The organism is Streptomyces sp. NPDC031497 (genome assembly GCF_055580905.1).
Genome location: NZ_JBVIKO010000030.1, coordinates 108,905 through 119,786, shown reverse-complemented (window position 1 = coordinate 119,786; position 10,882 = coordinate 108,905). Strand labels below are relative to the sequence as shown.

The window sequence follows — 10,882 nt, the reverse complement described above, 5'->3', positions numbered from 1 at the left end:
CGCACCGGACCGCCGTCGACCAGGAAGTCGCCCTCGGTGTGCTGGTGCAACCCCGAGATGATCTTGATGAGGGTGGACTTGCCGGCCCCGTTGTCGCCCAGGACGCAGGTGACCTGACCGGGGAAGACCTGGAGGTCGACACCGTGCAGGGCGCGGATGTTGCCGTAGGACTTGCCCGCGCCGCGCAGTGCGACGATCGGGCCGTCGTCCTGCCCGGGGAGGGTGTCCGCGAGGATCGCGCCGTGGGTACCGGCCTTGCTGGTGGATGTCATTACGTCACCTCCGGGTCGCCGTGCGGCTGACCCACAGATTGATCAGGACGGCGCCGAGCAGCATCACGCCGAGGAAGGCCTTGAACCAGTCCGGGTTCCAGCCGGCGTAGACGATGCCCTGCTGCACCATCCCGAACATGAAGGCACCGAAGACCGGGCCGATCGCCGAGCCCGCGCCGCCGGTCAGCAGACAGCCGCCGATGACCGCCGCGGAGATGTAGATCAGCTCCTGCCCCACGCCCTCACCGGACTGCACGGTGTTGAACGAGAACAGCTGGTGCATGCCGACGAACCAGGCACCGAAGCCGACCAGCATGAACAGCGAGATCTTGGTGAAGGTCACCGGCACACCGACCGCGCGTGCGGACTCCTTGTTGCCGCCGACCGCGAAGACCCAGTTGCCGTACTTGGTGCGCAGCAGCACCCAGGTGGCGATCGCCGCGAAGACCAGCCACCACACGATGGTGATCTTCACCTCGACGCCGCCGATGTGGAAGGAGGAGGCGAAGACGCTCCTGGCCTGGTCGAAGCCGTCCATGTTGCTGATGTCGTCGGTGGCGACGTTGCCGGTGACCAGCTTGGTCACCGCGAGGTTGGCGCCCTGCAGGATCAGGAAGGTGCCCAGGGTGATCAGGAAGCTGGGCAGACCCGTGCGGACGACCAGCCAGCCGTTGAGGAAGCCGATCGCCAGCGACACCAGCAGCGCGGCGGTCACGCCCACCCAGATGTTCACGGTCAGCTGGTAGGCGAGCATGCTCGCGGTCAGCGCCGAGGAGACCACCGCGACACCGGCCGACAGGTCGAACTCGCCGCCGATCATCAGCAGCGCGACCGGCAGCGCCATGATGCCGATGGTCGACGACTGGTACAGGATGTTCGCCATCGAGGAGCCGTCGCGTACCGGCGGCGCCGCGATCAGGAAGAAGACGTACACCGCGGCGGCACCGAGGAAGACGCCCACCTCGGGCCGGGCCAACAGCCGGACAGCCGGAGGACGTTGGGCTGTCCGCCCGTCCGTGTGGCGGGCCGGCGGAGCCGGCGACGGGGAAGCCGTCGCCGGGGCCGCGCTCTGGGCCGTGCTCATCACCGGGTTCCCTTCGCCGCGAACTCGGCGATCTTCGCGACGTTGGTCTTGTCGACGAAGGCCGGACCGGTCAGCACCGGCGCCTCGCCGCCGCCGCTGTAGTTGCCGTTGTTCTTGTAGAGCCACAGCGAGTCGACCGACAGGTAACCCTGCAGGTAGGGCTGCTGGTCGACGGCCCACTGGATCTTGCCCGACTTGATGGCGCCGACCGCGTCCTTGTTGAGGTCGAAGGTGGCGAGCTTGGCCTTGCCGCCCGCGTCGGCGATGGACTGGATGGCGGTCATCGCGAACGGAGCACCGAGGGTCGTCACGTAGTCGATGGACGGGTCCGTCTTGAGCTTCGCGGTGATCGTCGACTTCACGGACGGCATGTCGGTGCCGTTGACGTAGAGGATGTCGGTCTTGCCCTCGAACGTCTTCTTCACCCCGGCGCAGCGGGCCTCCAGGGAGACCTGCCCCTGTTCCATGATCACGCAGACCGTGTGCTTGGCGCCGGCCGCGTTCAGCTTGCGGCCGAAGGCCTCTCCGGCGATGCTCTCGTCCTGGCCGAAGTACTCCAGCAGACCCTGCTTCTTCCAGTCGGCCACCCCGCTGTTGAAGCCGACGACAGGGATGCCGGCCTGTTCGGCCTTGGCGACCACGGCCTTCATGGCGTCCGGCTTGGCGAGGGTGACCGCTATCCCGTCGACCTTCTGGTCGATCGCGTTCTGCACCAGGCTGGCCTGGTTGGGTCCGCCGGGGTCGCTGGAGTAGACGAGCTTGACGTTGTCCTTCGCGGCGGCCGCCTCGGCGCCCTTGCGGATCGTGTCCCAGAAGGTGTCACCGGGCGCGGCATGCGTGATCATCGCGACCGTCATACGGGCGGTGGTGGCCTTGCCGGCCGAAACGCCGCTGCCGGCCTCCTCGGCCTTCTTGCCTCCGGAGTTGCTGGAACATCCGGCGACGAGTAGCGCGGCCGCCGCCGCCGTGGCGACGACGGGGGCGATTCTGCGGGAGCGGGGGTACGACGAGCGATCCATCTTCCGGCACCTCACTGTGCGACGGGGAGGAGAAGGGCACGACTGGCTGCGCAGGCGCTACGGGACACATGCCGTTTACGCGGCTGTTTCCCATGACGAGATGGAACCGCCATGAACACCGGGGGTCAACGTTTGTAATGACATCATTTATCCATCAGGACACGATGTCAGGACATGTTCTCGACGCCGACCGCAGCACCCCCCACACCTGCCCTCCGTACCTGAAATGGCCTGAGCCATTCCGTCTCCCTTTTTAGATGTATTGGCCACTCAGCACCCGGTCGCACGGGAGGCGACCCGCACCGGTGGAGAGCGTCCGTCACCGGATCGCCGGCAAACCCGACGATCGGCGGCCGGGCAGGGGATTCCGGGTCGACCGGAACGGACGGGGTCAATTCCCGGACGGTCGCGAATTCGACCCGGAATCGGCGGGACAGGCGGTCCGTGTGCGTTTAGTGCGGTGGCGCGCAGCGCCGAATGTGGCTGCCCGGCGCTTTCCCGTACCTCGTCGACGGGCCCCTTTCCGTCGGGTTCCGCGGTGCGAACCGGTGCGAATGGTCTCCTGTTCCAGCACGTATTGGCGCATGGGTGTCCAGCAGGGCACGGGGGCGTCGGAAACATGGCCGCGCCGAAATCGGAGTGCCGGGAACGCCGTTGCCTTGTGATATTGCTCCGATGATCCACCTGCCTACCGCCGCGGTGGACTCGTTGTCCGGGCTCGCCTTCGGTGACCGCTGGTTCGGCATCCTGCGCCACGAAGGCCCGGCAGCCTGGGAGGCACGGATCCTGCCCCCGGAGCCGCTGTGGCGGTTCACTGTCGCCGGTCGCGGCGACATCGACACCACCTGCGCCATCGCGGGCGAGGTGATCGGCTCGTACGAGCGTCGCCGCTCTTCCGCTCGCCTGGCACGCAGCCCGCGAACCGCTGCCCCCGACCCCGGTCGGGCAGCGAACCGCTCCAGGACCCGGTACAGCCCATCGGCAGTACCGGTCCAGGTCGTGCCGCGGCGGCTCCCGCCTGGGGGGAACCGCGCCTCGTCCTCGGTGTGACGAAGATTGCTAGTTGACATCGGGCGACGTTCGTGACCTGCGCTGATGCCAACCAGCTTCAGCGGCCGGAAGCACGGAATCAGGGAGACGGTTGGCACTTCGGTACAGCGCAGGTCACGGTACCTGCCGCGACCGCGCCTCCGACATCGTTGTCGAAAGCGCGGCCTGTCCGAGGCGCGGCCCTACGGGATGCAGCACGCCCCGAGGGGACACCGGACGGCGGGGAGTGCGGTCGGTCTACGGCGTGTAGTGGGCGTCACTGCCGTACAGCTCTCTGGTGAACGCGGAGACATCGGCGCTGCGATCGGCGCCGTCGAGGTTGTACGTCAGATAGACGCCGTACCCCTCACTGACCGTGCGGCGGGCGAGGGCGGCGGCCGTGCTCTGTGAGGTTCCGCCGATCTGGACGGCCGCCGGCGACAGCTTCGACTTGGGCAGTGCGATGCCAGGGACCTGCCAGGAGCCGTAGTACGGGTTCCAGGCGTAGTCGAACTTGGACGAGACGTCGACGCCGCCGTAGGACAGGCGCGACGCGGCCGGTCCGATGTTGTAGAGGCTGATGATCTTGCCCGGCATGTTGGCGCGCAGTGCCGACACCAGGTACACGAACGAGCTGGCGTTGGGCTGGCCGGTGCCGTTGTTGCCGTACTCGGCGTACTCGTCGTCGAAGTCGATGCCGTCGAAGCCGTACTTGGCCACGGTGTCCGACAGTCGTTTCGCGAACGTCGAAGCCGCCTGCTGGGACGGGAAGTTGGCGAAGCCCGCGCCCTGGTGGTTGCCGAGCACCGAGAGGACTACCTTGATGCCCTTCTGCTGCAACGGCCGTATCTGCGTTGACGCGTTGTCGAGGACGCGTTGCACGTTCTCGTTGAAATACAGGGTCGCCGCCTTCGTGCCCGTGTCGTAGTTGATGTTCGCCGCGAAGATCACGGCGACGTCGAAGACGTTGCCGCCGCCGTTGGCGAGGGTGTACTTGCCGACGTTCAGCATGCTGTTGTTGTTCACCTCGACGTACGCCACCGAGGTTGGTCCTTGTTTCGCGGCAGCGGGGGCCGCTGCCGCGCCGGTCGTGGTGGTCGCGCCTAAGGCGAGGGCCGTAATGGCCGAGAGCGCGAGCGCGGCCGTCCGCACTCTGCTCCGCACCGGAGTGAACATCGTTGATCGGTCTCCCATCGCATGGAGCGGCGCCCGACCTGTTCGCGAGCGCCGAGAAAGCCCCCCGGATCCTTCCGTTCCCGTGACCGAATCCCCAGAACCATGCGGGAACGCTTCACGACTCCCACGCACGCACGTCGCACCGTAACCCTGGGCCCCTGCAAGGGAATTGCCAGAACGCTGCGCTGCCGCGCCGGCGCGGACGAACCAGGCATGCACGCCGCGGATCCGCAGCACTGGAGCAGACGGCCAGCGGCTCCTCTCCAGCAAACCTCAGGTTCCGCTCCTCGCGGATCGAACGTCTGACCGGTGTCAACCATCCCTCTTTTGTGCCAACCAAGAATCCTCGTCGCACTCCGGACGACTACCGGCTACAACCCCACGATCGCGTTCCACCGCTTCGCGAAGGCCACGCGTTCGGTGGACGTGATGTCCCGGGCGATGGCGAGGCGCCTGCGCATCGCCGTGTTCGGGAAGATCAGGGGGTTCTCGGCGAGGGCCGCGGTGTCCTTGTCCTTGGAGGCGGCGAGGACCTGCTGGGCCGCCGGGACGGGGCAGACGTAGTTGACCCAGGCGGCCAGTTCCGCGGCCACCTCCGGCTCGTAGTAGTAGTCGACGAGCCGTTCCGCGTTGGCCTTGTGGACGGCCCGGTCCGGGATCATCAGGGAGTCCGACCACAGCTCCGCGCCCTCCTCGGGGACGAGGAAGCGGATGTCGGGGTTGTCGGCCTGGAGCTGGATGACGTCACCGGAGTACGCCTGGCAGGCCAGGACGTCGCCGCTGACCAGGTCCTTGGTGTAGTCGTTGCCGGTGAACCGGCGGATCTGGCCCCGGGCGACCTGCTTCTCCACCTCGTCGCAGACGTCGTAGAAGTCGTCGGCCGTCCACTTGGTGATGTCCACGCCGTTGCCCTGCATCAGCAGCGCGAACGCCTCGTCCAGGCCGGAGAGCAGGGTCACCCGGCCCTTGAGGTCGCTCGCCCACAGGTCCTTGACGTGCCGGATCTCGCGCCCCAGCTTCCTGCGGTTGTACGCGATGCCGGTGATGCCGGACTGCCACGGCACCGTGTACAGGCGGCCCGGGTCGAAGGCGGGCGAGCGGAGCAGCGGGTCCAGGTACTTCGCCACGTTCGGCTGGTGGGCGCGGTCCATCTTCTGGACCCAGCCCAGGCGGACGAACCGCGCGCACATCCAGTCGCTGATGACGATCAGGTCCCGGCCGGTGGACTGGTGGTTCATGAGCGCCGGGCTGATCTTGCCGAAGAACTCGTCGTTGTCGTTGATCTCCTCGATGTAGTCGACGGAGATCCCGGTCTGCTTCTCGAAGGCGTCGAGGGTGGGCCGCTTGTTCGGGTTGTCGTCGTCGACGTCGATGTACAGCGGCCAGTTCGCGAAGACCAGCTTGTGGTCCTGGGCGGACAGGTCGGTCACGGCGCGGTCCGAGGCCTTGACGTAGGCGGCGGGCACGCCGCAGCCGGCCAGGCCGCCGAGTGCGGCGGTGCCGCCGAGCGCGCGCAGCAGGGAGCGACGGGACAGCTCAGGCGTTCGAGAAGGGTTCTGGGGCACACCTGAAGCATGTCGCGCCTGCCTGTGGCCGGGCAATCGACGCTGCGTCGAGCAGCCTGACGCGGACCCGACACCCTGTCGATGACCCGGGTCAACACGGCGTTACAGCAAAGCGCTGCCCGGGGCCTTCCTGCTCCGGGCAGCGCAACGCCCCTGAAAGGGGCCCGGGGCTGTGTCAATTCGTGGCTTCGCCGCGTGGGCACGACCAGCCCCCACGCACCCGCAGCCGACATACGGCCCAAGGCCTAAGGCCTGACCTCGGGCTTTCACCAAGTTTGCTGTCCGGGGATTGATCAAATAAGAACAGGGTGCCTCTGAGCTGGGAGGATTGGGCTTGTCGAAGGCTCTGTCCACCACAGTTCAGGAAGCACTGTCCAGGTGAGCGGTACAGGGCGCGACAGAACAACGGGAACACGCGGTCGGCACCCCGGACGAGAAGATGGACCACTCACGAGACCGAAAGAGGAGCACACTCCCGCGACCACCGACCCCCGACCCCCGACCACCTGCCGGTGGTCATCGCGCTCGCGGCGCCTGGGCGGTCGGCGCCGCGTAGCGGGCGAGGAGCGTGCTCACCGCCTCCTCGACGGCGGAATCCGTCTCGCTGTCGGTCAGGACGAACTCCGTGAGCAGGAGCCGCGGCCAGAAGATCTGGCCGGAGATCATGCCGAGAAACTGGGTGGCGGCGGTCTCCACCGCGCAGGGTACGAGGGTTCCGGCTTCCTGCTCCGAGCGGAGGTAGGAGCACAGTCCCTCCAGGAAGTCCCGCTTCCCGAGGTCGAAGTTCATCCGCCCCAGCTCGGGGAATCGCGAGGTCTCGGCGATGACGGTCCTGAAGAGAGACGTCATGCCAGGGCTAGTCAGCAGGGACGCGTACTCCCCGCCGATCTGCCGGAGAGCGGCCCGGAGATCTCCGGGCTCGGGCGAGATGTGCCGGCGGCCCTCCAGCGTCCAGTACCGGCGCACGATCGCCTCGAAGAGCGCCGCCTTCGTGGGAAAGCGTTTGAAGAGCGTCGCCGTCGAGACGTCGGCCGTCCGCGCCACCTGAGCGAGCGAGGTGCGTTCGTAGCCGTTTTCCAGGAAGAGCTGGGTCGCGGCCTCGACGATGGCAGCGGCCTTCTCCTCCTTGACACGTTGCTGGTAGCCCATCCCGGTAACTGCTTCTCCTGAACCGTCGCAATCCCGCGTCGCGTGTCTGTCACCCCGCGTCGTCCGTCTGTGTCCTCGCCGGTGGCGGGTTGCGGCGGCTGTGCCGCAGACGCGGAGGACTCCATGCTACAAGCCCGGATGAGCTGAGTCACTCGACTCTGACCTGGGAACACGCGGGCCCAGTACACCGGCAATGAGTCGAGTGACTCACCTTGACATGCCCCGAGGGGTGTTCTACTTTTCGATGAAAGGTGAGTGACTCGACTCACCATTGCGTGTTCGAGGCTACGCCCAGACCTGGGCAAGCAGCATCCGGGGAGAGAACCCCATGTCGCGGCACCTCGGCTCAGGGGTGACCCGGAGTCGGCGCCTGGCACCGACCGCGCAGCGCTCCCCCGCCCCATCCTCATTCGTCCGTCAGGAGCCGGCATGCCCGCACAGCCCCAAGCACTGATCATCATGTCCTCGGCGAGGACCCTGAAGCTGGCCGAACCTCTGGACCACCCGGAGGTCCCCACCGGCTTCTACCTCAACGAACTCGCCAAGTTCATCCAGGAGTTCGGCGACGAATACGAGTTCGTGCTCGCCACCCCGGACGGAAATCAGCCGCAGCTCGACATCAACGGCTTCTCGCTGTGGCTCCACGCCTCCGACCCGCAGGCAGCAGCGCAGGCGACGGCGGAGCTCGCACCGACCAAGGACGCCGCGGCACTCAGGGAACGGCTCCCCGAGGCCCATGCGCGCCGCGAGGCCGAGGTCGCCGCCGCCGCGCCCGTCCTGGGCCGCCTCGATGTCTCAGAGCCGCTGCCGGGGACCGACTGGGAAGCGCGGATCTACCGTGCCGAACTGGAGAAGGCGCTCGCCGACCTCCCCCCGCGCCGCTACCTGTCCCTGCGCGAACTCGTCGCCATGGACCGCGATCCGCAGAACTCGTTCAGCTTCAGCGACGTCGCCTTCATGCACATGCCCGGCGGGCACGCGCCGATGGTCGACTCCGTCGACGACCCCTACCTGGGAGAGGTGCTGAATCGTCTCAACGAGGAGCGCGTCCTCGCCTCCCTCATCTGTCACGGTCCTGCCGCGCTCCTCTCCAGCCGATACCGCGTCGCGGCAGACGGCTCGACGGTCGAGGCGGCCTCCCGGTTCACCGGGGCGCGCATCACGGTGCTGCCGAAGAACGTCGAGCGGTACGTCCTCGAACAGGGCTATCTGAAGGTCCCGGGACGCACCACCCGCCTCGCCTTCAACCTCGACGACGCACTGAGCGACGCCGGGTTCGACGTACAGCCCTCCGAATTCGGCGAGATCCTGGTGGAACTCGACGAGCGGGCCCGCCTCCTGACAGGTAACGGGCCCGCGGCCTGCAGCCGTCAGGTAGAAACCCTGCGCGCATGGCTCAACACACGCGTAACGCCCAGCACTAGTAGCTGACGACCCACTCACCGACCGGGCCGCTCCAGGCCCCTCGACGATCCGATGACGAGACCGTCGGCGCCCCCACCATGAGAGAGGAAGGACAGCATGTACAAGATAGTTTCGTTCTGGACGGCCCCGCGGCCGCAGGACGTGGAAGCCTTCGAGGAGTACTACGAGAACGTACACGGGCCGATGGCCGCGCGGCTGCCGGGTCTGCTGAAGTTCGAGTCGTGCCGGACCACCGGGACCGGCGACGCTCTCCCGGCCTTCTACCGGGTGGCTGAGCTGTACTTCGAAGACCAGGCCGCAATGGAAGCGGCCACCACCACGCGCGAGTGGACCGAGATGTACGAGGACGCAGGCTTCATCATCAAGCACTTCGGTGTGACCCTCGAGAGCGGCGCGGGTGTGCCGGTCGAGGGACAGCTGACGCCGGGCGGCCCGCGCCCCGCGCTCGTCGACCAGCTGCGAGCCCGCTAGCCTCGGGCTTCAGCTAGGGGTTTGTCCGGTCGTTGATCAAATAAGTGGAAAGTGCTACTGAGCTGCAATGATGGGACTTGTCTGGGGTCCTGTCCGCTGCAAGGAAAGAAGCACTCTCCAGGTGAACAAGCGTACGGGTCGTACCCGTCTGTCCGCGTCCAGGGCGACGGCGGCGCGGTAGTCCCGCAGGCTGGCGGGATACTCCTGCTGGAGACTGTCCGCAGGTCCGGCCTGGACACGGCGATATCGACGGCGTTGACGCCGTGGCGCAAACCACGTGCGGTGCACGACCCGGGCAAGATGCTGCTGGACCTCGCCCTGGCGGTGGCGATGGGCGGGGACTGCCTGTCCGACGTGGCCATGCTGCGGGCCGAGCCGCAGGTCTTCGGGCCGGTCGCCTCGGACCCCACCGTGTCCGGGCCGGTCGAGACCCCGGCTGCCGCCGGACCGCGCGCGCTGACCGCGATCCGGCAGGCCAGGGCTGCAGTCCGCGAACGGGTGTGGAAGCCGGCCGGCACCGATGCCCCTGACGTAGGCGGCCAGGTCACCGTGGACATCGACGGCGTCCTGGTGCCGGCCCACTCCGAGAAGCAGGATGCGACCGCGACGTGGAAGCGGACCTTCGGGCACCACCCGCTGGTCGCGTTCGTCGACCACGGAGCGGTCGGGTCCGGAAAACCGGTGGCAGGGCTGCTGCGGCCGGGCAACGCGGGCAGCAACACCGCCGCCGACCACATCACCACCACCAAGCCGGCCCTGGGGCAGTTGCCGAAGCACTACCGGCGCGGCCGCCGCACCCTGATCCGCACCGAGTCCGCCGGCGGCACCCACGACTTCCTGAACTGGCTCACCGCGCGTGGCCGGTGGCTGTCCTACTCGGTCGGGATGACGATCACCGACGCGGTCCCCTATGCGGTTCTGCAGGTCCCGGCCTCGGCCTGGACGGCGGCGGTCGAACCCGACGGCCAGGTCCGCGACGGCGCCTGGGTTGCCGAAACTGACCGGCGACGTCCTCAAGGGCTGGCCGACCGGGATGCGGCTGATCGTCCGCAAGGAACGGCCCCACCCGGAGCCCAGTTGAGGTTCACCGACGCCGACGGCATGCGCCTGACCTGCTTCGCCACCAGCACTGTCGACACCGCGATCGCCGCCCTGGAACTGCGGCACCGCCAACGTGTCCGCGCCGAGGACCGCATCCGCGCCACCCGCGACACCGGCCTGCGTAACCTCCCCCTGCACCACACCGCACAGAACCAGGTCTGGCTGGAGATCGCCCAGATCACCCTGGACCTCCTGGCCTGGATGCCGATGCTCGCCCTGACCGGCACCGCCCGCCGCTGGGACCCCAAACGCCTACGCCTGCGACTGTTCTCCGCCGCCGCCCGCCTGGTTACCACCGGCCGCCGACGCACCCTCCGCCTGGCCCGCCACTGGCCCTGGACCGACGTGATCACCGCTGCCTTCGCCAAGCTGCAAGCACTGCCGAATCCTGGCCGACCAGTAACGACGACCCATCCCAACGAGCAGCCGAATGCCTCCGAAGCCGTGGAACCCGGCGCACACCCGACGCGACAGCCGGGCGCTCGGCCTGCCCACCACTACCCGGACAACTCGAAACGGCCCGTCGAACGCACCGACGGACCGTCACGAAAGATCGAGGCTAAGGCCTAAGGCCTGCCCAAGACCTAAGAC

General features: G+C 67.8%; 10 protein-coding genes. 4 read left to right on the top strand and 6 right to left on the bottom strand.

Annotated features, from left to right (window positions below):
• The 3 genes from ACZ5K7_RS40970 to ACZ5K7_RS40960 form a co-directional block, all read right to left on the bottom strand.
• The coding region (locus ACZ5K7_RS40970; RefSeq protein WP_468922269.1) for an ATP-binding cassette domain-containing protein at positions 1 to 272 on the bottom strand (272 nt) is incomplete at its 3' end.
• 4 nt (positions 273 to 276) lie between these two features.
• Entirely contained in the window at positions 277 to 1,356 is a 1,080-nt protein-coding gene (locus ACZ5K7_RS40965) for an ABC transporter permease (protein ID WP_468922266.1), read from the bottom strand.
• Positions 1,356 to 2,375 (bottom strand): sugar ABC transporter substrate-binding protein, encoded by a 1,020-nt coding sequence (locus tag ACZ5K7_RS40960; RefSeq protein WP_468922263.1) that lies wholly within the window; start codon positions 2,373 to 2,375, stop codon positions 1,356 to 1,358. Before ACZ5K7_RS40960 ends, ACZ5K7_RS40965 begins: the two co-directional genes overlap by 1 nt.
• Positions 2,376 to 3,050: 675 nt before the next feature.
• On the opposite strand from ACZ5K7_RS40960, the gene ACZ5K7_RS40955 reads away from it, so the two are divergent.
• Positions 3,051 to 3,425, top strand: a complete 375-nt coding sequence (locus ACZ5K7_RS40955) for a hypothetical protein (protein WP_468922260.1) — start codon at positions 3,051 to 3,053, stop codon at positions 3,423 to 3,425.
• A gap of 237 nt (positions 3,426 to 3,662) precedes the next feature.
• On the opposite strand, the gene ACZ5K7_RS40950 is transcribed toward ACZ5K7_RS40955, so the two are convergent.
• The 3 genes from ACZ5K7_RS40950 to ACZ5K7_RS40940 form a co-directional block, all read right to left on the bottom strand.
• Entirely contained in the window at positions 3,663 to 4,580 is a 918-nt protein-coding gene (locus ACZ5K7_RS40950; protein ID WP_468922257.1) for an endo-beta-N-acetylglucosaminidase H, read from the bottom strand.
• A gap of 371 nt (positions 4,581 to 4,951) precedes the next feature.
• Positions 4,952 to 6,145 (bottom strand): ABC transporter substrate-binding protein, encoded by a 1,194-nt coding sequence (locus tag ACZ5K7_RS40945; protein ID WP_468922254.1) that lies wholly within the window; start codon positions 6,143 to 6,145, stop codon positions 4,952 to 4,954.
• A gap of 516 nt (positions 6,146 to 6,661) precedes the next feature.
• Positions 6,662 to 7,294, bottom strand: a complete 633-nt coding sequence (locus tag ACZ5K7_RS40940; protein WP_468922251.1) for a TetR/AcrR family transcriptional regulator — start codon at positions 7,292 to 7,294, stop codon at positions 6,662 to 6,664.
• A 429-nt stretch (positions 7,295 to 7,723) separates the two neighbouring features.
• Between ACZ5K7_RS40940 and ACZ5K7_RS40935 the strand changes: the two genes are divergently transcribed.
• The 3 genes from ACZ5K7_RS40935 to ACZ5K7_RS40925 all read left to right on the top strand — a co-directional run bounded on the left by ACZ5K7_RS40935 (position 7,724) and on the right by ACZ5K7_RS40925 (position 10,861).
• On the top strand, positions 7,724 to 8,725 hold the full coding sequence (locus ACZ5K7_RS40935; RefSeq protein ID WP_468922248.1) for a type 1 glutamine amidotransferase family protein: 1,002 nt from the start codon (positions 7,724 to 7,726) through the stop codon (positions 8,723 to 8,725).
• Positions 8,726 to 8,815: 90 nt separating this feature from the next.
• Positions 8,816 to 9,190 carry an EthD family reductase gene (locus ACZ5K7_RS40930; RefSeq protein ID WP_468922245.1) on the top strand — a complete coding sequence of 125 codons (375 nt, stop codon included), beginning with the start codon at positions 8,816 to 8,818 and terminating at the stop codon, positions 9,188 to 9,190.
• A 51-nt stretch (positions 9,191 to 9,241) separates the two neighbouring features.
• Complete coding sequence (locus ACZ5K7_RS40925) at positions 9,242 to 10,861, top strand: IS1380 family transposase (protein WP_468922244.1); 1,620 nt, start codon at positions 9,242 to 9,244, stop codon at positions 10,859 to 10,861.
• Positions 10,862 to 10,882 lie beyond the last annotated feature (21 nt).

Excerpts from the sequence above, each read along its gene's own strand:
- ACZ5K7_RS40950 (WP_468922257.1), bottom strand. The coding sequence starts at position 4,580 with ATGTTCACTCCGGTGCGGAGCAGAGTGCGGACGGCCGCGCTCGCGCTC.
- ACZ5K7_RS40935 (WP_468922248.1), top strand. The coding sequence starts at position 7,724 with ATGCCCGCACAGCCCCAAGCACTGATCATCATGTCCTCGGCGAGGACC.
- ACZ5K7_RS40930 (WP_468922245.1), top strand. The coding sequence starts at position 8,816 with ATGTACAAGATAGTTTCGTTCTGGACGGCCCCGCGGCCGCAGGACGTG.
- ACZ5K7_RS40965 (WP_468922266.1), bottom strand. The coding sequence starts at position 1,356 with ATGAGCACGGCCCAGAGCGCGGCCCCGGCGACGGCTTCCCCGTCGCCG.
- ACZ5K7_RS40940 (WP_468922251.1), bottom strand. The coding sequence starts at position 7,294 with ATGGGCTACCAGCAACGTGTCAAGGAGGAGAAGGCCGCTGCCATCGTC.
- ACZ5K7_RS40960 (WP_468922263.1), bottom strand. The coding sequence starts at position 2,375 with ATGGATCGCTCGTCGTACCCCCGCTCCCGCAGAATCGCCCCCGTCGTC.
- ACZ5K7_RS40955 (WP_468922260.1), top strand. The coding sequence starts at position 3,051 with ATGATCCACCTGCCTACCGCCGCGGTGGACTCGTTGTCCGGGCTCGCC.